Annotated in this window: 31 protein-coding genes and 2 tRNA genes; 10 read left to right on the plus strand and 23 right to left on the minus strand. The window is 61.7% G+C overall.

The features are described from left to right. Positions 1-4: 4 nt before the first annotated feature. The 22 genes from A3A5_RS0134640 to A3A5_RS43845 form a co-directional block, all read right to left on the minus strand. Positions 5-322: a hypothetical protein gene (locus A3A5_RS0134640; RefSeq protein ID WP_018315016.1), complete on the minus strand. Its 318-nt coding sequence runs from the start codon at positions 320-322 to the stop codon at positions 5-7. Further along, complete coding sequence (locus tag A3A5_RS39915) at positions 319-849, minus strand: hypothetical protein (RefSeq protein WP_035814327.1); 531 nt, start codon at positions 847-849, stop codon at positions 319-321. Before A3A5_RS39915 ends, A3A5_RS0134640 begins: the two co-directional genes overlap by 4 nt. 1 nt (position 850) lies before the next feature. Beyond that, positions 851-1,336, minus strand: coding sequence for a glycoside hydrolase family 108 protein (locus A3A5_RS0134650; protein WP_018315018.1), 486 nt, complete (start codon positions 1,334-1,336; stop codon positions 851-853). Positions 1,337-2,433: 1,097 nt separating this feature from the next. Beyond that, a complete protein-coding gene (locus tag A3A5_RS0134655; protein WP_018315019.1) occupies positions 2,434-2,640 on the minus strand; it encodes a hypothetical protein in 207 nt (68 codons plus the stop codon). Next, entirely contained in the window at positions 2,637-2,870 is a 234-nt protein-coding gene (locus A3A5_RS39920; RefSeq protein ID WP_051108611.1) for a DUF4031 domain-containing protein, read from the minus strand. The genes A3A5_RS0134655 and A3A5_RS39920 overlap by 4 nt, the downstream gene beginning before the upstream one ends. Next, entirely contained in the window at positions 2,855-3,028 is a 174-nt protein-coding gene (locus A3A5_RS43825) for a hypothetical protein (RefSeq protein WP_157637382.1), read from the minus strand. The genes A3A5_RS39920 and A3A5_RS43825 overlap by 16 nt, the downstream gene beginning before the upstream one ends. Next, on the minus strand, positions 3,025-3,354 hold the full coding sequence (locus A3A5_RS0134665) for a hypothetical protein (RefSeq protein ID WP_026201428.1): 330 nt from the start codon (positions 3,352-3,354) through the stop codon (positions 3,025-3,027). The genes A3A5_RS43825 and A3A5_RS0134665 overlap by 4 nt, the downstream gene beginning before the upstream one ends. Positions 3,355-3,489: 135 nt before the next feature. Then, on the minus strand, positions 3,490-4,134 hold the full coding sequence (locus A3A5_RS0134675; protein ID WP_018315022.1) for a hypothetical protein: 645 nt from the start codon (positions 4,132-4,134) through the stop codon (positions 3,490-3,492). Between the two features lies 1 nt (position 4,135). Then, the gene (locus tag A3A5_RS43830) at positions 4,136-4,273 is read right to left on the minus strand and encodes a hypothetical protein (protein WP_157637383.1); all 138 of its coding nucleotides are present in this window, start codon (positions 4,271-4,273) and stop codon (positions 4,136-4,138) included. A gap of 43 nt (positions 4,274-4,316) precedes the next feature. Beyond that, on the minus strand, positions 4,317-4,466 hold the full coding sequence (locus tag A3A5_RS43835; RefSeq protein WP_157637384.1) for a hypothetical protein: 150 nt from the start codon (positions 4,464-4,466) through the stop codon (positions 4,317-4,319). Positions 4,467-4,497: 31 nt separating this feature from the next. Then, entirely contained in the window at positions 4,498-4,755 is a 258-nt protein-coding gene (locus tag A3A5_RS0134680) for a hypothetical protein (RefSeq protein ID WP_157637385.1), read from the minus strand. Positions 4,756-4,849: 94 nt separating this feature from the next. Then, positions 4,850-5,365, minus strand: coding sequence for a hypothetical protein (locus tag A3A5_RS0134685; RefSeq protein ID WP_018315024.1), 516 nt, complete (start codon positions 5,363-5,365; stop codon positions 4,850-4,852). A 160-nt stretch (positions 5,366-5,525) separates the two neighbouring features. Then, on the minus strand, positions 5,526-5,951 hold the full coding sequence (locus tag A3A5_RS0134695) for a DUF1064 domain-containing protein (protein WP_018315025.1): 426 nt from the start codon (positions 5,949-5,951) through the stop codon (positions 5,526-5,528). Continuing rightward, positions 5,951-6,205 carry a hypothetical protein gene (locus A3A5_RS0134700; protein WP_035814330.1) on the minus strand — a complete coding sequence of 85 codons (255 nt, stop codon included), beginning with the start codon at positions 6,203-6,205 and terminating at the stop codon, positions 5,951-5,953. The genes A3A5_RS0134695 and A3A5_RS0134700 overlap by 1 nt, the downstream gene beginning before the upstream one ends. Further along, positions 6,205-6,801, minus strand: coding sequence for a dATP/dGTP diphosphohydrolase domain-containing protein (locus A3A5_RS40470; protein ID WP_018315027.1), 597 nt, complete (start codon positions 6,799-6,801; stop codon positions 6,205-6,207). Before A3A5_RS40470 ends, A3A5_RS0134700 begins: the two co-directional genes overlap by 1 nt. Positions 6,802-6,804: 3 nt before the next feature. Continuing rightward, positions 6,805-7,107 carry an HU family DNA-binding protein gene (locus tag A3A5_RS0134710; RefSeq protein ID WP_018315028.1) on the minus strand — a complete coding sequence of 101 codons (303 nt, stop codon included), beginning with the start codon at positions 7,105-7,107 and terminating at the stop codon, positions 6,805-6,807. Positions 7,108-7,205: 98 nt separating this feature from the next. Then, positions 7,206-7,775, minus strand: a complete 570-nt coding sequence (locus tag A3A5_RS42630; RefSeq protein WP_081624059.1) for an HNH endonuclease — start codon at positions 7,773-7,775, stop codon at positions 7,206-7,208. Then, positions 7,750-8,160 carry a recombination protein NinB gene (locus A3A5_RS0134720; RefSeq protein WP_018315029.1) on the minus strand — a complete coding sequence of 137 codons (411 nt, stop codon included), beginning with the start codon at positions 8,158-8,160 and terminating at the stop codon, positions 7,750-7,752. The genes A3A5_RS42630 and A3A5_RS0134720 overlap by 26 nt, the downstream gene beginning before the upstream one ends. After that, on the minus strand, positions 8,157-8,372 hold the full coding sequence (locus A3A5_RS0134725) for a hypothetical protein (RefSeq protein WP_018315030.1): 216 nt from the start codon (positions 8,370-8,372) through the stop codon (positions 8,157-8,159). Before A3A5_RS0134725 ends, A3A5_RS0134720 begins: the two co-directional genes overlap by 4 nt. Next, complete coding sequence (locus tag A3A5_RS43840; RefSeq protein WP_018315031.1) at positions 8,369-8,509, minus strand: hypothetical protein; 141 nt, start codon at positions 8,507-8,509, stop codon at positions 8,369-8,371. Before A3A5_RS43840 ends, A3A5_RS0134725 begins: the two co-directional genes overlap by 4 nt. 891 nt (positions 8,510-9,400) lie before the next feature. Beyond that, entirely contained in the window at positions 9,401-10,117 is a 717-nt protein-coding gene (locus A3A5_RS40475) for a hypothetical protein (protein WP_157637386.1), read from the minus strand. Beyond that, positions 10,068-10,922, minus strand: a complete 855-nt coding sequence (locus A3A5_RS43845) for a helix-turn-helix domain-containing protein (protein ID WP_157637387.1) — start codon at positions 10,920-10,922, stop codon at positions 10,068-10,070. Before A3A5_RS43845 ends, A3A5_RS40475 begins: the two co-directional genes overlap by 50 nt. Positions 10,923-11,329: 407 nt before the next feature. Between A3A5_RS43845 and A3A5_RS42635 the strand changes: the two genes are divergently transcribed. From A3A5_RS42635 to A3A5_RS0134770, 4 genes are all read left to right on the plus strand, one after another. Then, positions 11,330-11,836, plus strand: coding sequence for a helix-turn-helix transcriptional regulator (locus A3A5_RS42635; protein WP_035814333.1), 507 nt, complete (start codon positions 11,330-11,332; stop codon positions 11,834-11,836). Positions 11,837-12,499: 663 nt separating this feature from the next. Beyond that, positions 12,500-12,742 carry an acyl carrier protein gene (gene acpP, locus A3A5_RS0134760; RefSeq protein ID WP_018315037.1) on the plus strand — a complete coding sequence of 81 codons (243 nt, stop codon included), beginning with the start codon at positions 12,500-12,502 and terminating at the stop codon, positions 12,740-12,742. A 32-nt stretch (positions 12,743-12,774) separates the two neighbouring features. Next, positions 12,775-12,849, plus strand: a tRNA-Glu gene (locus A3A5_RS0134765). A gap of 6 nt (positions 12,850-12,855) precedes the next feature. Continuing rightward, positions 12,856-12,932, plus strand: a tRNA-Asp gene (locus A3A5_RS0134770). A gap of 1,025 nt (positions 12,933-13,957) precedes the next feature. Here A3A5_RS0134770 and A3A5_RS0134775 read toward each other — a convergent pair. Further along, positions 13,958-14,509, minus strand: coding sequence for a hypothetical protein (locus A3A5_RS0134775; protein WP_018315038.1), 552 nt, complete (start codon positions 14,507-14,509; stop codon positions 13,958-13,960). 428 nt (positions 14,510-14,937) lie between these two features. Between A3A5_RS0134775 and A3A5_RS39950 the strand changes: the two genes are divergently transcribed. The 6 genes from A3A5_RS39950 to bet all read left to right on the plus strand — a co-directional run bounded on the left by A3A5_RS39950 (position 14,938) and on the right by bet (position 18,345). Next, a complete protein-coding gene (locus A3A5_RS39950; protein WP_018315039.1) occupies positions 14,938-15,609 on the plus strand; it encodes a Bro-N domain-containing protein in 672 nt (223 codons plus the stop codon). Between the two features lie 160 nt (positions 15,610-15,769). Then, entirely contained in the window at positions 15,770-16,165 is a 396-nt protein-coding gene (locus tag A3A5_RS0134785) for a hypothetical protein (RefSeq protein ID WP_018315040.1), read from the plus strand. 4 nt (positions 16,166-16,169) lie between these two features. Next, the gene (locus tag A3A5_RS0134790; RefSeq protein WP_018315041.1) at positions 16,170-16,493 is read left to right on the plus strand and encodes a hypothetical protein; all 324 of its coding nucleotides are present in this window, start codon (positions 16,170-16,172) and stop codon (positions 16,491-16,493) included. Further along, positions 16,490-16,993, plus strand: coding sequence for a zinc-finger-containing protein (locus tag A3A5_RS0134795; RefSeq protein WP_018315042.1), 504 nt, complete (start codon positions 16,490-16,492; stop codon positions 16,991-16,993). The genes A3A5_RS0134790 and A3A5_RS0134795 overlap by 4 nt, the downstream gene beginning before the upstream one ends. Continuing rightward, positions 16,981-17,109 (plus strand): hypothetical protein, encoded by a 129-nt coding sequence (locus A3A5_RS45480; protein ID WP_018315043.1) that lies wholly within the window; start codon positions 16,981-16,983, stop codon positions 17,107-17,109. The genes A3A5_RS0134795 and A3A5_RS45480 overlap by 13 nt, the downstream gene beginning before the upstream one ends. Positions 17,110-17,226: 117 nt before the next feature. Next, on the plus strand, positions 17,227-18,345 hold the full coding sequence (gene bet, locus A3A5_RS44240) for a phage recombination protein Bet (RefSeq protein ID WP_018315044.1): 1,119 nt from the start codon (positions 17,227-17,229) through the stop codon (positions 18,343-18,345). Positions 18,346-18,347 lie beyond the last annotated feature (2 nt).

Raw genomic sequence — 18,347 nt, forward strand, 5'->3', positions numbered from 1 at the left:
AACCTCAGTGCTTCACCACGAGCGCCAGCAGGCCGACGCCCACAAAGCCAATGGTGGCCAGAATGCCCATCACCATCCACTTGCGGGATTCGATCAGCCCGGGCATGTCGCGCTCAATCTTGGCGACGCGCTCAGCCAGCCTCTCGTTCTCTTCCTTGCGGCGCTCGATGGCCACGAAGGCGCGGTCAAGGCCCAGGCGGGTCTCGGCGTGGCGCTCCTCCAGGCGGACGAGCTGCTGCATGGAGTCGGCGATCTTCTCGACGGCACCCTCCACGGCGCGGATGCGCAACTCGTGCGCCTGCATTTGGGCCTCGTCGCTCATGCCTTCTCCCCTGCGCGCGCCAGCAGCTCGCTCTTGGCCTGCGAGCCGCGGGTGCTGCCGTACAGGTAGTGGAAGATGCCGGTAATGATGGTCGACACCAGCACGCCGAGGATCGTGTCCGCGATCCGCTGGCCGAAGCCCTCGGGCGGGAAGAACGTCACGGCGCTGAAGAACGCCATGGAGAACAGGCTCCAGGCGGTGGCGAAGTAGTAGACGAAGCGCTTGGAGAACAGGTCTTCCTGGCCCAGCGCGGCTACCTGCATGGCGCGGGCGTTGGCGACGTCGTCGAGATACGCCTTCTCCATGTCCGCCTGCTGGGCGCTCATGGTCTGCTGGAACTCAAGCACCTTGGCGGGATCGGCTTTGAGCGCGGCGAGCGCGGCGTCACCATCGGCGGTGCCCGTTACGGTCTGCGCGATGCCAACCACGTGCGCGGCGACGTCTTCAGCCTTGTCGCTGCCCGTGAGCAGCTTGATGATGCCTGGCGCGAAGTTGGCCAGGGCCATGGCGAGCGGAATGAAGGGCATGTCAGGCATCCACGGCGCAATAGCGCAGGTTCTGCGCGATCCGGCCCGCCCAACCCGAGGCGTTGGCGCCCCAGTTGGAGAGCCTGCGCATGAAGTCCAGGCGCTCGGCGTTCAGGCGGAACAGTTGATCCGTCTCGCTCATGCGCTTCGCCGCGGCGGCGGTGATCGGGCCCCAATGGCCGTCGTCGGCGACGCCCAGCGCCACCTGCAGCTTGCGCACCGCGGTCTCGATGCCGCTGTTCACGGCGAAGTCGAAGGTCTGGAAGGCGACAGACGGATAGAGCTGGTCGGCGTTGGTGCGCGACCAGAAATCCCGTTCGTAGATCCGCCTGGCGTCCTCGCGGGTCAGGGCCTTGATGTTCAGGCTGGGATAGGAGCGCTTCGAAATGCCCCAGTTGGTTTCGCCGCCCGGGTCATCCTTGGGATTCCGATTGGAGTAGCCACCCTCGGAGCCGAGCAAGCGATCGAATGCAGTGTTGAAGTCCATGGCGACTCCAGACGAGCTCCGACGCGCCCGTGCGCACTGGGCGCCGGACGGCCGCATCGGAAGCTGGAAATGAAAATGGCCCGGCGGCACCTTTCGGGTGCAGGCCGAGCCATCGAATAGACCGGGAGTGTGTGGAGGCTGCCACTCCCGAAGCAGCAATTCCGAGTCAGGGTGGAGGGACCGGCTCGAAAATTGGGCGCAACTTGGGCATCAGGGTAGATGCCACTGGCGTTTTGTCGTCGGCTGGGCGTGAAGCCCTAAGCGCCGATCATGTGCGAGTTATTTTACACAAGCTGTTCCTGTTATGTAGGGGAATCGTAATGTCAGTAACAACTTATTTCGCCTTTAACTTCAATGAGTTATACCCGTGGCGAGTAAAAGCCATGCGTATGGGGGGATCGCAAAAACACTAACAGTTTATGTTATATAGTTAGGAAACCCATTGTGCAGCAATGGATTTTCTTGCTTAACAGGCCGTCATCAGGGCCTGCACCAACACGGGGAGGAATCTTGGAATCTGTTCTTTTTGCCGTCGCTTCGGCGCAACACTTGCACGCTGAGCTTGCGCCAGGCGGCACGGCAGTTGGTGGGCATCCTCCACCCCCTGTTGGGCGGGATTGGCACGTTGACAACCATGAGAAAATGAAAGTGCCTTGAAATTGGCTTGTGAATTAAGGAAATTTCACTACAGACCAAAACAAGGCTGTCAACGCAGACCCATTGCACACGTTGAATAGCTGGCACGAGTACGCCGGCGCTCGTGCTGCCATTAAGTGGGCGCATCAAGGTACTGGGCCATTGGTCCTGTCTAAACCCTGGGGCATCTCAGGTGCGGTTCGCCGTGGTCGGAGTGGAGGCCGGCCACGGTTTGAGTCGCCCCGCCCCGCTCCCAAAAAGAAGAATGGTGAAATCGAAAACTCAGCAGGCACTGGACTGGCTGTCCGTCAATCCAGGGCATTCGGCCTATGAGGCCGCAGCGCAATTCGGGCTCACGCCCACGGCCGTATACCGTGCACAGGCCAGGAAGAAGGGGAAGGTCATCTGCCCGTGCTGCGGGCAGGTGGTCCGCAAGGGGTTCGAGTTGAACCAGGCGCTTATTAAGACTCCGCGGGGTAGGCCGCCGAAGGACGGGTGATGGCGGCCCGCTCCGACACCGGAATCCACTCCGCCGCTGCGGGCTGGGGTGCGGCGCGCTCCAGCAGCGCATAGGCGGCGTCATACACGTATTGCTTGAGGTCGGATTGACCTTCCTTAACGGTGAATCCGTTGGCGAGGAAAATCTCGCGAATCTGGTCCTTGGTCATGCTCCCTCCTTGCTGGCGCGACGCTTGCGCAGGATCTCAACCAAGCCCTCCCGGCCGATCTCAACGGCGCCGAGCTGCACTGCCAACGCCCGCTTGCTCTTGGCGATGTCGAAGTGCTCCTGGTGCGTGCCCGCCTTCTGGATCCACTTCCGGGCCACGCCGATCTTGTCAGCCGCGTTGAGGATCGCCGCGGCCAACATCTTCTCTGCTTCTGTCATTTCGATTTCCATTCCGGGTCCGGGTGCAGGCCGTCAGGCCCGTAGATAGCTTCCAGATCCATGCACTCAGCGCCGCAGTTCGGACAGTAGTGCGTGTCCGTGTGGATCTCGTCGCCTTGCCAGGCGCATTCCAGGCACTCCACTGTCGTGCCGGTACCGTTGTTGCTCACGTCGGCACCCCCGGGGCGATCGGCATCCAGAACACGATGTCGTCCCACCCCCAGTCCTGCCCGTCGTTGTGCGGGTCGTCCCAGTAGCGGAACGCCTGGTGGGATTCCTCGTGGGTCGGCCGCTCCCACCGCAGCTCGCCGATGCGCACGTCGCCGTTGTTGAACATGATCAGCACCGGCTTCTCGCGGCCGCCAGTCGCCTCGAGCAACTTTCTCTCTCGGTACTCGCGCCACTGCGCGCGCGATCGCTCAGGATCGGATTCACGATACTTTCGTGTCGCCTGCCTGCGAGCTTCTTTTCGATCCCCCTCATAGACGCGCTTCACGCTCCCTCCTTGTTTTCGCGTAGGCACATCACCATGCGGCCGTAGCTGGCTTCCATGTCGTCCACATAGACGGCCATCACGCGCCCTCCTTGCTTGCGCGCAGGGAGGCGTCGATGGGGTTTCGTTCTAGGATCATCAATCCTCCTTTGGTTCGTCGGCAGGTATCCTGATCGCGCGCCGAGAACTTTGGGCGGCGATTTCAGCCTCGATGTTTGCCTCGATATGGTCGGCGGCGATGGAGGCGCTCGCACCACACGGCGCAAGCGGGATCACCCAGTCCGCGTATTTGGCGCCATTCCGATTGATGTAGTCGCGGCGGAATGATTCATTGCCTTCAAACAGCCGAAGATCGTAGCTGCCCTCACCATCGAACACCGCCCACGCGAAAATCAAATCCTCGCGCGGCTGCCCCACCATCCCGCGCGCTTGCGCCTGCGATGGCGCATCGAGACGTGCCGCATTGAAGCCGGCCCACCATGCTTTGCCATGCGACTCATCCGCGTTGGCGTAGTCCATCTGGTCGGCGGCGATCGGGGCGGCGAGGATGGCTTTCAATGTGTTGACAACCACAGGCCATCCGGGCGGCTGAGTTTTCAGTACGGAGTCAATCGCGTCCTGTATGGCGCCTTTCTCCAGTTCGTCTAGTGCTCCCGCAGCCGGTGCGAGCGCGGCGCGGGCGATCCAAGCATCTCGGGCCGCATCCTTGCTCTGCTTGCTAAACCAGACCCACCGATCTGACCACGCATCAAACGCCTCGAGCTCAGTCTTCTGTTTTTCCATTTCACACTCCTCCAATAGCCGGGATGCCGTCAACCTTGCCGATGTCAGCGAACAGGTTGATGGGGCCATTCCACGTTTCGTGAATTTCGACATTCAGTGCAGCCATTGCCGCCCGCCATTGTTTGTAGAGTTCTAGCATGGCTGTCCCTGGGTTTCTGCCCGCCGGAGCGAGCGGGTTGTGGTCAGACGAGAAAGCTAAAGCCGCGCGCCAGTTCGTCAAAAACTGCGCCGTACATTTCATAGCAACGGCGATACATGGCTTTCGTTACCGGGTCCAGCGAACCCCGACGTGCCAGCAACATGCTGTAACGCTTGGCTAGTACTTTGCTCATTTCTCAATCCCCCGTGCGTGTTGCGTTGTGGTTAGGCGCGAGCAGTGAGGATTTGCACCGGGACATTCCACGTGTCGCGCCATTCGTTGCGCATGAGGTGCGCGGCGATGCCGCCTGCCGGCACATGTTCCGGAGCGTCAAGCGGACCGCCCATGCTGAAGAAATGGGAACCCTCGTCGACGAACGTTTCGTCAAGGTGGCGAAGGCGATTTGCAGCATAGCCAGTACCCTTGATCGATTCGGCACGACGCGCGTGCACTTGCTTTACTGTTGCCAGAAGTTGCGCCATTTCTCTATCCCCTTTGCGTGTTGCGTTGTGACAGGGGAATCGTAGCCAGCATTTGGCATCGATGCAAGAAATACTTATGCGTGGTAAGTATTTTTTAACTTACCCGCCCCCGCACCTTAGTCCGGACGGCATCCTCCGCCACCCTCTCGATGTTCTCCAGCGCGCCGATGATCTCCGCGATTTCTCGGCCGTGCTGGAGGGGCAAGGGGCGCTTCCCGGTGCCGTGGCAGGGCCGGCAGATCTTGTCCGACAGGCGCTGGGTGCCGGGGAATAAGTCAAACTTCCGCCCGAAGCAGTGCGGGCACACCGGGCAGATGTAGTATTTCAGGGCCGTGCCCGAGATCCGGATCAGGTCGCGGACCTTCAGCTTCCACCTGCGCTTCAGATTCAGGTGCCGGGCGACCGCCACAGCGGCGCGCTCGGCTTCCTTGTACGCCGCTGGGTTCTGCGCCAGGTGCAGGTTCACCATGGCGCTCGCCGCGGAGTTGGCCCTCGCAGTCATTCCAAGGGCGATGATGTAGTCGACATCGCTTGTCCCGCGCTTGATGCTCAGGTCGCGCGAGCCCATGGCCGTGGCCAGTCGTTCAAGGGTATTGGGAGCGTCGATCATGCCTTTTTCGTCTTTGGCTTGGTGACTTCGGAAATTCGGCCCTCGGCCGTGGTGTAGCGCGCTTGGCAACTGCAGCACTCGCGGCGCCGGATGATGCGGTTCTTCACTGGATGCGGGCGGGAGTTGACGACGCGAGTTTCGCCGCCGCAGGCTGGGCACCTCATCGGGCAACTCGCTTCCCGGTTTCCCGGATCTCGATGCCGCGCAAGACTTTCATCATGTGGCGCTTCTGGCGGTACCCTTCCGTCACGAAGCCCTTAAAGTCTTCAATGACCTCCGCGCCGGCCTCCAGATAGACGAAATCCGCGACGTAGAAGCAAGGGCGGATCGTCTTTCCATTGATGGTCGTACCCGGCAGCAGCTCGAATGGCACTTGGCAGCGCAGGTTCTCGATGAGCCCGGCCCGCTCCAGGTGGCGCAACTCAACGTAGCGCGCGGCCTCGCCCTGGCTGTCAAAGGTGCGCCCATCCACGGCGGTCTTCTTGGCGCCGTATTTGTTCCGGCGCTCGCGCACCACCGAGGCGCCGTCGACCTGCTGCAGGCGCTGGGCGATTTCGGCGGCTTGTTTGCGGCTCCAGCGCGCCATCAGGCTTGATCCCCGGACATCGCGGCCAGGCGCTGCGCTGCGGCCTGCAGCCGGGCATTGAACCAGCGGCGAATCACGTAGGAGCGCGTGATCGAGATGGCCGTGTAAATCAGCCCCATCAGGAAGTTCGCACCCGGCGATATATGCATGCCAAACAACGGGAAAATCAGAAAATTGGCCGTGAAATTGACGCCGAAACCAATCACGACGTTGATGACGGCCTCATAGAGCGAGCCAAGGCGGGTCTGCGTCATCACTGGCCCTCCGCGCGACCGTCCGCGATGGTGTGGGGCCGCTGCGCGATGTGCTTGTACTTCTCGCGCAGATCCGCCATCGTCGCCTGGACGAACTCATAGGTGTCACGCACCCCAACGATTGGCGGGCGGTCGTCGGTGAGCTTGCCGGCGGCCTTGGCATCCAGCAGGATCGCCGCGCAGGCCATGATGTTGCCGAGATGGTGCGTGCCGTCCACTGGATCCGTTTCCTCGCCGCTCATGTAGGCGTCCAGGTGGCGCTGCATGGCCGACAGATAGACCGAGTTGCGCACGCCGGCCGCGCGCCAGTTCCAGGCTTGGTACTTGCACATGCCGGCGAACTGGGCCAGCGCCCAATGGGCCTTGGCGATCGGCGAGAGCAGCCACAGCGGCACCTTCTTGTCGCCGATGGCGTCCTTCGGGTTGGTGTCCTTGGTGGCGCCGGGCTCGGCCACGGTGAAGCCGGCGCTCTGGAGGGCCTTCTCCGCGCCATCGAGAACTGGCAGGAGCGCCGCCTCCTCGGCCGCGCGCGTGCTGCGCCGGAATTCCTCATCCACCCGCGCCCATTCCCGATTGGCTGCGCTCGCTGTCGTCATGGCTCAGCCCTCCGCCTTGGACTTGCGCAGGGCGAACCCCACGAACTCGCGCACGCGCTTGCCCGGCGAGAACTTCACCACCTTGCGGGCCGCGATCTCGATGCGCTCCATCGTCTTGGGGTTGTGCCCCACGCGCGGCTTGCGCTCGACCACCTCCAGCACGCCCATGGCGTAGAGCCGGACCTGGCCGTTGTTGGCGATCTCTTCCTCCGCCACGTCGACGTAGGCGGTCAGCATGCGCTTGGCCACGGTCTTGGTTACGCCAGTGCGCTCGGCGATGCGTTCAATCCAGTCATTGCGCTGCATAGTGCTCCTACTGCCTCTCGAAAATTAATCTTTGCGGGCCGGCGCGCTCCACCGGACCCCGCGTTCAGCGCCAAAGGCGAAGATGAGTTCGCGCACACTCAAAGCAGAAACCCCCGCTCTTGCATGAAATCGATCGGGTGTTTCGCATACTTCGATTGATTGCATGGCTTACACAACAGTTGCGCGTTATCGTCAGAATTTTCACCCCCTAGCGCGAGAGGGATTATGTGGTCGAGATGCATATCTGAAATCTTGAACTTCTCCCGACAGCATGCGCAATGACCACCTTGCAGATCAAACAGCTTTTTCTTAATTCCGGGAGATAGCTTCCCGCCGTTCTGCCGCTTCCTTGCCCTTCTGTTGTGCTCGTACTCTGCCCTCTTGTCTGGGTTCGCTGCGAACCATGCGCGAGACTGCTCTCTCGCCAAATCCGGGTTCGCCGCCCTCCGTCTCGCGTTCTGCTCCTTTGCTTTCCCGGGGTTCCTCGCACGATAATCCGCCGAACGCTGGGCCTTTATCCGCAAAAACTCAGGATCCGAGGACTTTCTTTTATATGCCTCTGCTTGTTGCGCGAGCAGCCTCTCCTTGTTTTCAAGATAACGCTGCCGCGAGCGCGCGTTCTTTCTCGCCCGCAACTCTTCTTCAGAGAATATTTTTGGTGTAGGCATGAAGAGGAACCCCTTTATCTACGCAAAAGACTAACGAGTACTCTATAAGACTTGCCCCGCGCTTTTTGCTCATCAGTGCGGTACTTTCCCGGATATTTACAAACTCCCCTTCTAACCCTGGGACTATTTCCGCTTGCTCCTTTGTCGCGATTGCGTGGCCCGACACAAGGAGCACCTTCCATTGCGCAGCATTTCTCCGCCTTCCCGCCCACTCAACATCAGATTTCCCCAAGTCGGAGCAGATCGCATGAAACTTGGCGTTCTGGTCTAAGCTGCGCGTCGGCTCGGCGACGGTCACGACATAGCCCTCAGGCGCAGCCTTGACGGCCTGCACTGCGCCGGCGCGGGCCTGCGGGTGGACCAAGCGGAAGAGTTGCTTGTTCATGCCATCGCTCCCGCCGTCCACGGCCACTTGTCCCACTCCCTGACGTAGCCGAACAGCCAGTTGCGGTGATGATTGCCGCCGTCCGAGTACGGGCAAAAGGCGATCCCGGTCTTGCAGGCGAGCGTAAATGCATCCCTGCCCTTAAAGCCGATCGCCGCTACCGGGCCGCCGGGGCCAGGACGGAACTTCACCAAAACCTGTGGCTCGCTCATCCCCGCGCCCTCTTCGCGCGCCGCACCCGCCGACCCACCGCCGCGCGCCACTGGCGCCAGAACCACAGCGCCGCGGCGAAGCTCATGCCCGCCGGCAGCAGCAAGGAAAGCACTGCCAATGTCTGCAGCAAGGTCATGCGGTTACCTCCTCGTGCTGTTCGTTGTGGACTGGCGCGCAGCCTGAGGAGCGAGCGAGCCTAAACGCCTCCTCAGGACTTCTACCCTCTCGTCGCAATCGCCGGTGCGCGCTGTAGTAATCCAATCCCAACTCCTCGCACCACTCCACGAGCAGCCTTGTCCTTCCCATGTAGGTAACGCTGATCGTGTTTCGGCGGTTCCGCGTCTGCGTGGTCGGGGTAGCCCACTCGCAGTTTTCCGGGGAGTAGGGGCCATTCACCTCACGACGCTCAAGCGTAAGCCCCGATGGCTTTTCGCCCATATCAGCAAGGAAGTTCTCGAAGGAATTCATCCACCGATCGCACATCGTGATGCCGCGGCCGCCATACTCGGTGTAACTCTTATCGACTTGGCAGGTGCACCGCCTTTTGGCACCCTGCCAGGACTTATATGTGGCAGTTCCGGTCATGTAGTGAGTTGCGTTACGAGCGCCATTTCGAGTGGCTTTTTCCCTCTTCAAACAACCGCAACTTTTGGTGTTTCCGGACGCAACTGATCTTTGGAGGATGCGCTTGAGCGTCCCGCACGAACACCGGCAGACCGCATACTTGCCCTCGATTTCAGTTACCTCCAGACGGCCATAGAGCTTGCCCACCTGAATCCCGTTACAGTTCATGTCGCGTTGCTCCTTATCCAATCCCGCCGGGCCGCCGCTTGGTCCGCGGCGATCGGCGCGTGCTTGTCGCAGTTGCGCGCCTGTTCCGCCGGCTCCCAGTGCAGCGCCAGGGTTTCCTTCGCGCACCTCCCCATGCCGATGCGCGCGTGGGCTACGTCGCTCGCTCGGTAGTGCGCCTCACCCTCGGCCGTGCGGGGCTTTAGGGTGAAGTGCTGGCAGGAGATGCAGGTGACTGTCATGCGTGAGCCGGGTCCGCCATGCCGAGCGCGCTGCGCGCCATCTTCGCCGTCATGAAGGCCAGCTTCTCACCGGCTTTCTGGCGATCCAGAATCCGCTGCGCCCACAACTTGTTGCCCGGCACCCTGGTGGTGGCACGCACTTGTTCTACGGCAGCCTTCACCCGCTCGGGGTCCGCGCGGGTCTGCCCGGGAGCCGGCAGGGCCACGAGGCGCGGCGGCACAGGCTGGACTCCGCCCGCCAGCACCGAATCCAGCGCGGCGGTGAAGCGCTTGATGAGCGAGTCGCGCGAAGAGTTGAGCATCTCGAACTCGCCAACCTTGATCGCGGCCCAGTAGAAGGCGGGGTTGGTCCACTCGTCCCTACCTTCGGCGCGGAGGCGCAGTTGCTGCGCGGCTTCGTAGAGTGCCGAGTCGTAGTCGACCTGAGGGCGGCAGATTTTCAAGAACCGCGGGAGCGTCGGCGGCGCGTCGACCGATTTCAGCGCAGCGACGCCCTGCCTCAATTCCTCGCGCGACAACTGCGCCAACTCCACGCCCCACAACCGGCGAACCGTCGTGAGATCCGTTCCGCGCCACATGTCAGCAAACTTTGAGCCGTACATCGCGGACATCTTCTCGAACAGACTGTTCACCCAAGTTTCCGGCACGGCGTCAGCCGGCCAATCAATCGACGAGGCGGGCTTCAACGTCGAATGCGTCATCGGTGCGTTCATAGGTCGGCTTCCTGCCGGTCAGCCCGGCGATAGTGTCGGCGCGCTCTTGCGCCCAGTCAGTGGAGCGTGGCCCGCTGCCATGGCCGGCTGCGCGCGGAGCGCGGTCCTGTGCCCGAGCGAACCAGTTGGTGAGAAATCGCTTGTAGTTGGATTTGGCGTTAGCCGGGTTGGCAACCAGCCATGCCCCTGCCCGGTTGATCTCGCGAAGCAGATCGAGCGCCGGATAGGCGTCGGACCATAGCTGCGTCAGTTGCGGCGTGATGCCAGAGAACTTTCCCGTTTCCAGGTTGAAGCCCAAAGCCGAGGCTCGCGCGTTTACCTTCTTCTTGTTCTTGATAGGTTCTATGACAGGTTCATGCCCGGCATTTTCTGCCGGTGGTAACGCACCTTTTTTGCCTGAGGCAGAAATTGCCGGTGGTTGTTTTTTGCCTGAGGCAGAAATTGCCGGTTGATCGTCGCAGTCGTCATCGCCGAATCCCTCATAAATCGAAGGGCCGCAAGACGTTTCCTCAAGTGGGAAAGTCGCTGGGGGCATGCTGAGGTTCAGCCACATGGCATCGGTCGTGCGCGTGCCATCCGGGCGGAACCGGCGCTTGCGTTGGATGTAGCCGCCGCTCTCCAGGTCATCCAGGTGATCGCGCAGAGCGCGCAGGCTCATACCCACGCGGCCTGCGAGTTTTGGTTGCGACGGAAAGCAAAAGCCGTTCTCGTCTGCGTACTGAGCAATGCCTGTCAGCACCCACTTTCTTCCGGGAGGGCCGCCCGGGCTTTGATCCCAGGCCCAGGCCACGGCTTTGAAGCTCATGCGGCCGACCCGTTACAACCCGTTACCGGAAAAGCACTCTGGAATAAGTGTTTCTTGCTTAAACTTACGCTCATGGATGGCGCCCCGTGCGCGAAACTGCGCATCCCGTGCTGGAAATGGGGTGTCGGGCGCGCCGCTTTGCACGGGAAGAAAGCGACTGGGCTGGCCTGCCTGCCCGACTGGGAACCGTTGGCACCGCTGCGTGGACTCAGCCTTTTGGCCGATGCGCAAAGCTGGCGCCGCGCCTAAGGTTATCAAATAAAACTTACTCTTGCCAAGTTTAACTTGGCACGTATCATCATTTCGTCGTTGCTTCTGCGCAAGTGGAAGCTCGGCCGGATAGGCTGGGAGGCTCTTTTCTGGTCGGTGATGAACGATGAAATCGTTGGGTGGAGGCCCAAACAGACATGAAGCTGAACGAGCAGATCGGGATTGCGAGGGAGGCGCGGGGACTATCCCGCGACGATCTCGCAGAGCATTTAGGGGTCTCGAAAACTTCCGTGGTGTGGTGGGAAGAGGGCAAACACGCCCCTCGCCTTCCCATGCTGCGGAAGATCGAAACCATCCTGGAAACCAAGTTCAACGCTACCGGGACTGAGCTCGCTGAGGGTCAATCAGCAGCTTTTCCCGGCGTGTCTCCGCAGGACGTGCAACTTGCCGTTGCCATCTCGCGGCTGCCGGCAGCCCAACGGCTTGCCATCCAGACGCTGGTGGAGGCCAGCGCGCCGGGTGGTGTGCCCGCGGGTGACGCAGTGAAACCGTTCACCGAGATGGTGGAGAACGAGACGCCCCGAAGACCAACTCAACAAGGGCGGAAAATCGTTCATGCAACAGAAGACGGTAGTGAATCACTCGGGGTTGAGCGACAACGTAGTGCGCCTCGAAAAAAGGCGACAACAGTTCGTCATCATTGAGCAACTTGAGCAAGCGCTCGCACTTGCGCGCGCCGGGGAGGTAGATGGCCTCTTGATGGCATTGGCCATCACAGGGGGGCGCCAGATGCGCGCAGCATCCGGGGCTTTTGTCGAATGCCCCGAGGCTGGCGTGGAGGCAGCCTTGGGGATGGCGACCCGGCTCGCAGGAGGGTAACGAAGAGGTGAGAGTGAGACAAAAAATTCAGCTACCGCAAAGTTTTACTTGCGCACGATAAGTTTCTTTAGTTTAATGGCATCCATGCGGTAGCGCATGGTGCCAAGCATCATGCCGCCCCGCCTTGTGCGGGGTTTTCTTTTGTGCCTACCCCAAGCGATACCAGCGAAACGTTGATCGCCGTGCCGTGAAATGCAGCCAACCTCCGGCGCCGGACTGGGTTGGGATTCGGCAGAGTAAGCAACGTGACTTTCCCGGGGAGAGACCGGGAGGCCTTTTGAATGGCGGTTGCGCTCAGCCACCAGCCAGAAGACCTCCGTATTGCGCGTGCGGCCGGCAGATGCCGGGATCTCCCCCAGGTTTGATACTGCCTGGACAGCCCAACGAGGTAGGGTAACGCGCTAGACCTCTGTGCCGGCTCGCGCTCGGGCCGCACATCGAAGATCCTGCGCCGCGGGCTTTTCGATGTGCTTAACAGGAGTGAAAGCATGGCATCAAACGTGGAGGAGCGCATCAAGCGCGTGGTGGCGGAGCAATTTGGCGTGGCTCTGGCATGCGTCAAGAACGATTCGAATTTCGTTGACGACTTCGGCGCCGATTCCCTGGATGCAGTCGAGCTCGTCATGGCTCTGGAAGACGAATTTGGCGGCGAGATCTCCGACGACGAAGCCGACAAGATTGAAACGGTCCAACAAGCGATCGACTACGTCAACGCTCACGTTCCGGCCTGAATGATGGTGACAGCCTGGAGAGACGGGCATATGGAGCGATCGTCTATCGGTCAGGACACCGGGTTTTCATCCCGGTAAGCGGGGTTCGATTCCCCGTCGCTCTACCAGTTTTTGGGGTGTTAGCTCAGTTGGTTAGATCGCCGGCCTGTCACGCCGGAGGCCGCGGGTTCGAGTCCCGCACATCCCGCCAGCATTGCAGTAGTGACGAGCCGATAGACGTTGCGCGATGGACAGGAGTAGCGCGGGGAGGAGCACCAAATGCCGCGAACAAACGATGGGATCGCAAAAACGATGAGGCGCCGAGGACGGAAGGCAGATGCCGTGACAGCCGGGAGAGACCGGCACCCTGAAACATGGATAGCGGGCGGCTGATCACCGCCGGAATGCTCGGACAGCTGGAGTAGCGCCCAGCATCCATGCTTGAGGGTGACAGCCAGGAAGCGCGCACAACGCCGTGGGCCAAAAGCTAATGCGGCGCCGGCATGGGATGCCGGACAGAAGCCGTGCTTACTGCCGCCGCGAGAGCGGATTCCCTCAATAATCGCACCCGCTCCAACCTGCAAGGATACGGCAGGCCATCACCGGGCAAAGTGATGGGAGGTTAGACGGCGACTCCGCAAGCCGTACGTGTCTGGCGGAATGCGGAGAGCGCGCCAACGCTTGATGCTGACAGCCGGGAACAGTACCGGCACCTTCACGCATGGCGATTGGTGCAGATCAGCGCACCCCGGGCACTGTAGTTAAAGTGGCACCAGTCGCCATGACGTGAGGGTGCGTTACGACAGCAGCGATCAAGGTGCGAAAGCAGGGCCGCGCCCTTAAACCTTGGTCGCAGCCGCGGGTGGGAATCCTGCAGCACCCACCACATTGCCTGCCGCTCACATGACGGTGTGAGCCTCGGGTGATCTAGGAAAGGCGCGGTAAATCTCGTGAAAAAACCGCGCGCCCCTCCACAAGAGGCCAACCCGGAGTTGGATAGCAAAGAGAGGCCGAGAGTAGCGGTAAGCCTGGGGACGCCCAGGCCCTTCATGTTTGGCGACTGGTGCGCCTGCAGCGCAGCCGTTGCCGGAGTCGGCCGTAAAACCGCCAGCCGCCAAACACGAGGGAATGCGCAGTGCTGATGCGCTATATGGCCAACACCCAATCCAGATGGGAAAGTCGCGTGCGGCTTGTTGGCCTTCTGGTATGCCGGGGATCAGTGCCGGCCCCTCTACCCTATTCCGTCACGCAATTGACCGTGCCCGTCACCGAGAACGGCACGCGATCGCACCTGGTGCGCACCGGGGCGCTGGGCGCGGCGTGCGCCCGGGATGGCATCCAGCCAGATGGCGAACTGTCATAGGGCATCGGCCATGCTGGGCCCGAGCTGGAGCGCGACACCTCTACCCTCATCCTCGCCTCGTCTCGACGATCAAGAATGGCAATGATGGCGTCCTTGGCGCGGTCTTCTGAAATCGCCTTGCGATCCAGTGCCTCGGTAACCTGCCACAGCGACTTGAGAGCGAGGTTGGTGATATTCACGTACACCGCCGGGTCGTCGCCGGATCGCTCAACCGCATAGACAGAGCAGACGGCGGCGAGCCGGGCCGGCATCTGAATGTAGGGATTGCAGAAGCGATCAATCTGCTCTCCCGTTGCGCGCACCCGCTGGGTCTTCGTCTGCTTGGCAAACGCCAGGCCGAACTGGGCATCCTCTGTCGGCCCGGCCGCCGCGGCACAGCTCGCAATCAGCGCGGCCAGCGCGCCGGCAATCCATCTCGCGGCCATTGTTCGCTCCCTGTTGTTGGCTCGTGCGCTGAATCATATATCCCACGTCCGAGCGGTAAATCCCTCCGACTGGGTGGAATTTGCAACCAAGTTTTGCTTGGTGGATCGTAAGTTTTACTTGTACTGAGTAAGATATTCACGCATCATTGACAGTGTGTTCCGGCGGGTCTAAGATTCCCATCATCACTGAGACAAAGGTGATACGGGCTTGGTCGTCCGGAACAGTTGGCGCAACTAACAAAGCCGCGCCGAAATTGCATGCGGCTTTTTTGTTTGCGATCGCTTGGCATCATCTCCTATGGTGGGCCGGGCGGGGACACCCGCAAGGGTGTGCCGGTGCCAACTACCGGTCGACCAACCCCGTTTCGGTCCACCACCCCGTTTGGTCGCGGGGCGGCGGAATCAAAACCGCTTAGTTGGAGCCCATCATGCCGGCACCGTCCCTCCTGTCGTTCAATTTCCAAGAATCTAATTCAGTCCGCGTTGTCATCGTTGATGGCGAGCCGTGGTTTGCTGCAACCGACGTTTGCAGGATCCTCGGGTACCGCGACGCCTTCAATGCGACGCGTCTCCTGGACGAGGATGAAAAGGGTACTCACATTCTGAGCACCCTTGGTGGCGAGCAAGTACTGTCCATCATAAACGAGTCAGGCCTCTATGCCCTCGTCATTCGCAGCCGCAAGCCAGAAGCGAGGCGCTTCCGTAAGTGGGTGACCTCCGAAGTCATCCCCTCCATCCGCAAGACCGGCAGCTACACCCTGCCCTCCCAACTTCCCCGCATCACCCACCCCGAGCCCCAACCGGCCCACCCCATCAAGCCGTCCGACTACAAGAATCTTGAAGGGCGCGTCCATCTCCTCGCGGGCTACTTCGGCAGGAAAGAATCCACCAGCCGCGCCATTTGGGCTCACCTGCGCGAGCAGCTCGGCGTGCGCGTGACGATCCGCAACCTGCCCGCCGACCGGCTCGATGATGCGCAGCAGATCCTCTCCGACCTCCAGACCAGCGTGCGGCCCTATATCCGCGCGCGCAACGAGTTCGACCGCGCCTGGCTGCAACGCCTGCTGGGCGGATCCGCAAGCACTGACCTCCTCCACTGATTGACCGCCGGGCGCCGAGCGCGCCCATCCGTGCGCTATCGCACGCAGCCGCCCGCATTTCTCGAATAAGTTTTCCTTGCATGCGTAACTTATTTTGAATAAGATACTCGTAACGGGTAAGCGTGCAGCCCGAACGGCACGCGAAGGACTGGAGATCGCCATGCATCTGAACACTGCGCCCTGCGCAAATTCGCAGTACTTAGCTGCCTACCTCCGGGAGGAGGGCAAGGAATATCGCCGCACGACATGGGCCGAGAAGGAAGCCGAATCGATGCTGACTCAAATGCAGCCGCTCAATCCGGACGCCATCGATGAGGCCTTGAGCGAGGTCATGAACTCGCCGAAATCACCGGATCGCGCCGCGGTGCTGGCGGCCTTCGCTGGCAGCGATAACGCGGCACTCGGCACGGCAGTTCGCGCCGCCGTTTCGAACTACTGGCTTGCCTACTGCAAGACCAAGGCTGAAGAGGCCTATGACGATGGAGCTGCGGAACCGGATTCCGATGCCGAGCGTGAAGCGCTGAACGAGCGCCGCGAAATGGCTTACGAGGACTGATGCCATGCCCAAGACCATTGAAATCAAGGGCTTCATCCACGCACGTATCAGTTCGTGGAAGCCCGAGGCGCCGCAATACGAGTTCTTCAGCAGCGAAGACATGTCGGGCCTGAATAGCAAGAACACTACCTACGTCATGGTCAAGCCAGTGACGTTCGCGGTGGAGATCCCCGACACCGCACTGGACTATCGCACTGCGCGCATTGCTGCGCTCGAGAAGGAGGAGATCACGATACGTGCGCACCTGGCGAGACGTGTCGCGGAAATCCGGGAGGAGGTGTCGCGCCTCACTGCCATCGAATGCACGCCTGCGGAGGTGTCGGCATGAATCACGCCATTGCCGATGCCTTCGACAAGGCCAGCGGTGCGAAGACGCCGTGGAACCCCTCGCGCAGCGCCATTGCTCGCGTCAAGAACCCATTGCCGGCGCCCGTCACCTGCCCGCACTGCGGTGCTTCCGTGGAGATCGTCAGCAATGCGCTGATCTACGGGCGGGAGTATGGCGAGTGGCCTTGGGCGTTCATGTGCACGGGGAAGTTCTGCGATTCCTACGTGGGCATGCACCCGTTAACCGGCATCCCGCTGGGCACGCTGGCCGATGGCCCGACGCGCGAGGCCCGCAAGCGTGCCAAGGCGGCATTCAACCCGCTTTGGCAAGCCAAGGCCATGACGCGCAGCGAAGCCTATGCGTGGCTCGCCCAGGCGCTGGGCATTGTCAACGTCGGTGAGTGCCACATCGGATGGTTCGATGTCGACCAGTGCCAGAGAGTGGTAGAGGCCTGCGCAAGCCGGCGGAATCAAGGGGAGAAGAACTCATGCCCCGCCTGATCGAAACCCTCAAGGTAGTCGGCGTCATCGTCTTCATCATCGCCGCCGCCCTTCTGGCCCAGCACCTGGATGAACGAAGCGAACGGGAGGCCGCCAGCCTGGCGCGAAGCATGTGACAGAAGACCCCTACTTTGACGATTGGGTGCGCCAGTTGAAGGCGCAGGGATACCGACTCACCGGCCACTGGCTTGCGAATGGCGAGCCTGAGATGGTCAGAATCCACTGAGGCAATCATGCAAGCAGCTACCGCAACACAAACACTCGGCAACGTCACGCCGATCAGCGCCGCCACCGGTGCGCTGGCCCTGCCCGCCGAGGAGCGCCGTGCCCTCGCGCTCAAGGTCATGGGCGACTCGCTCTATCCGGGCGCCAAGCCGGAAAGCGTCGTCATGGCCTACGAGTACTGCCAGGCCCAAGGGCTCGACCCGCTCCTCAAGCCGGTCCACATCATGCAGGTGTCCGTGAAGGGCGCGAAGGATGCCCGGGGGCGCGATTCGTACGACAAGCGCGACGTGATCCTGCCGGGCATTGGCTTGTACCGCACGATGGCTGCGCGCACCGGCTGCTATGCGGGCATGACCGAGCCGGAGTTCGGGCCGAACGAGATCCTTGGGTACCGCCGCAAGGTGTGGGAGGAAAACCCCACCACGGGCAAGAGCAGCTCCCGCTGGGTTGATGAGGAACTCACCTACCCCGCCTGGTGCAAGATCACCGTCCGCAAGATCGTGGCCGGCGTCATCTGCGACTTCACGGCGGTGGAGTACTGGCTGGAGAACTACGCCACCTCCGGCCGCGACACGGATGCACCGAACGAGATGTGGCGCAAGCGGGTGCGCGGGCAGCTCGCCAAGGTCGCCGAGAGCCAGGCGTTGCGCAAGGCCTTTCCCGAAGTGGGTGCCCTGCCCACCGCCGAGGAAATGGAAGGTCGCGTTATCGACCTGGATTCCTATCAGGCGATGAGCGGCCGTGGCGACGGCGAGCACGAAGCCGGTGACGAGCCGCGCGCCAGCAAGCCGCTGCCCCGTCGTAAGTCGGAAGTTCAGCAGGCCGAACTGCAGATGGACCCGGAGCCGAAGCACGAAGTCACCGACGTGCCCTTCACGGAATCGCAACCGCAGGCCGAGGCGAAGCCCACCGCCCAGCCCGCGCGCCGTCAGCCCGCGCCGGAGAAGTCCGCCGACGCAAGCCCGGTGGCCACGGCCGGCATGCTGGGCCTGCTCCGGGTGAAGGCCAAGCAGGGCAACCTCACCGAAGCCGATCTCATGAAGCGCGCCGGCGTCGACGCCTTCGAGAGACTGACCATCGTGCAGGTGAACGGCCTGCTCGCATGGATCGCCAACCCGCAGGAGTAATG

Origin of the sequence: Cupriavidus sp. UYPR2.512 (genome assembly GCF_000379565.1) — a bacterium.
In the GTDB taxonomy this organism is placed as follows: Bacteria; Pseudomonadota; Gammaproteobacteria; order Burkholderiales; family Burkholderiaceae; genus Cupriavidus.

Coding starts and splice junctions, on each gene's coding strand:
- A3A5_RS43835 (WP_157637384.1), bottom strand. CDS start 4,466: ATGAGCAAAGTACTAGCCAAGCGTTACAGCATGTTGCTGGCACGTCGG.
- A3A5_RS0134790 (WP_018315041.1), top strand. CDS start 16,170: ATGCCCAAGACCATTGAAATCAAGGGCTTCATCCACGCACGTATCAGT.
- A3A5_RS0134685 (WP_018315024.1), bottom strand. CDS start 5,365: ATGATCGACGCTCCCAATACCCTTGAACGACTGGCCACGGCCATGGGC.
- A3A5_RS0134650 (WP_018315018.1), bottom strand. CDS start 1,336: ATGGACTTCAACACTGCATTCGATCGCTTGCTCGGCTCCGAGGGTGGC.
- A3A5_RS0134795 (WP_018315042.1), top strand. CDS start 16,490: ATGAATCACGCCATTGCCGATGCCTTCGACAAGGCCAGCGGTGCGAAG.
- A3A5_RS0134775 (WP_018315038.1), bottom strand. CDS start 14,509: ATGGCCGCGAGATGGATTGCCGGCGCGCTGGCCGCGCTGATTGCGAGC.
- A3A5_RS0134710 (WP_018315028.1), bottom strand. CDS start 7,107: ATGCAGCGCAATGACTGGATTGAACGCATCGCCGAGCGCACTGGCGTA.
- A3A5_RS45480 (WP_018315043.1), top strand. CDS start 16,981: ATGCCCCGCCTGATCGAAACCCTCAAGGTAGTCGGCGTCATCGTCTTC.
- A3A5_RS0134655 (WP_018315019.1), bottom strand. CDS start 2,640: ATGACCAAGGACCAGATTCGCGAGATTTTCCTCGCCAACGGATTCACC.
- A3A5_RS0134720 (WP_018315029.1), bottom strand. CDS start 8,160: ATGAACAAGCAACTCTTCCGCTTGGTCCACCCGCAGGCCCGCGCCGGC.
- A3A5_RS0134675 (WP_018315022.1), bottom strand. CDS start 4,134: ATGGAAAAACAGAAGACTGAGCTCGAGGCGTTTGATGCGTGGTCAGAT.
- A3A5_RS40475 (WP_157637386.1), bottom strand. CDS start 10,117: ATGAACGCACCGATGACGCATTCGACGTTGAAGCCCGCCTCGTCGATT.
- A3A5_RS0134695 (WP_018315025.1), bottom strand. CDS start 5,951: ATGGCGCGCTGGAGCCGCAAACAAGCCGCCGAAATCGCCCAGCGCCTG.
- A3A5_RS43845 (WP_157637387.1), bottom strand. CDS start 10,922: ATGAGCTTCAAAGCCGTGGCCTGGGCCTGGGATCAAAGCCCGGGCGGC.
- A3A5_RS39915 (WP_035814327.1), bottom strand. CDS start 849: ATGCCCTTCATTCCGCTCGCCATGGCCCTGGCCAACTTCGCGCCAGGC.
- A3A5_RS40470 (WP_018315027.1), bottom strand. CDS start 6,801: ATGACGACAGCGAGCGCAGCCAATCGGGAATGGGCGCGGGTGGATGAG.
- A3A5_RS0134640 (WP_018315016.1), bottom strand. CDS start 322: ATGAGCGACGAGGCCCAAATGCAGGCGCACGAGTTGCGCATCCGCGCC.
- A3A5_RS0134680 (WP_157637385.1), bottom strand. CDS start 4,755: ATGGCGCAACTTCTGGCAACAGTAAAGCAAGTGCACGCGCGTCGTGCC.
- A3A5_RS39920 (WP_051108611.1), bottom strand. CDS start 2,870: ATGGAAATCGAAATGACAGAAGCAGAGAAGATGTTGGCCGCGGCGATC.
- A3A5_RS0134725 (WP_018315030.1), bottom strand. CDS start 8,372: ATGAGCGAGCCACAGGTTTTGGTGAAGTTCCGTCCTGGCCCCGGCGGC.
- A3A5_RS42635 (WP_035814333.1), top strand. CDS start 11,330: ATGAAGCTGAACGAGCAGATCGGGATTGCGAGGGAGGCGCGGGGACTA.
- A3A5_RS0134700 (WP_035814330.1), bottom strand. CDS start 6,205: ATGACGCAGACCCGCCTTGGCTCGCTCTATGAGGCCGTCATCAACGTC.
- A3A5_RS39950 (WP_018315039.1), top strand. CDS start 14,938: ATGCCGGCACCGTCCCTCCTGTCGTTCAATTTCCAAGAATCTAATTCA.
- A3A5_RS43840 (WP_018315031.1), bottom strand. CDS start 8,509: ATGACCTTGCTGCAGACATTGGCAGTGCTTTCCTTGCTGCTGCCGGCG.
- A3A5_RS0134785 (WP_018315040.1), top strand. CDS start 15,770: ATGCATCTGAACACTGCGCCCTGCGCAAATTCGCAGTACTTAGCTGCC.
- A3A5_RS43830 (WP_157637383.1), bottom strand. CDS start 4,273: ATGCTAGAACTCTACAAACAATGGCGGGCGGCAATGGCTGCACTGAAT.
- bet (WP_018315044.1), top strand. CDS start 17,227: ATGCAAGCAGCTACCGCAACACAAACACTCGGCAACGTCACGCCGATC.
- A3A5_RS42630 (WP_081624059.1), bottom strand. CDS start 7,775: ATGCCTACACCAAAAATATTCTCTGAAGAAGAGTTGCGGGCGAGAAAG.
- acpP (WP_018315037.1), top strand. CDS start 12,500: ATGGCATCAAACGTGGAGGAGCGCATCAAGCGCGTGGTGGCGGAGCAA.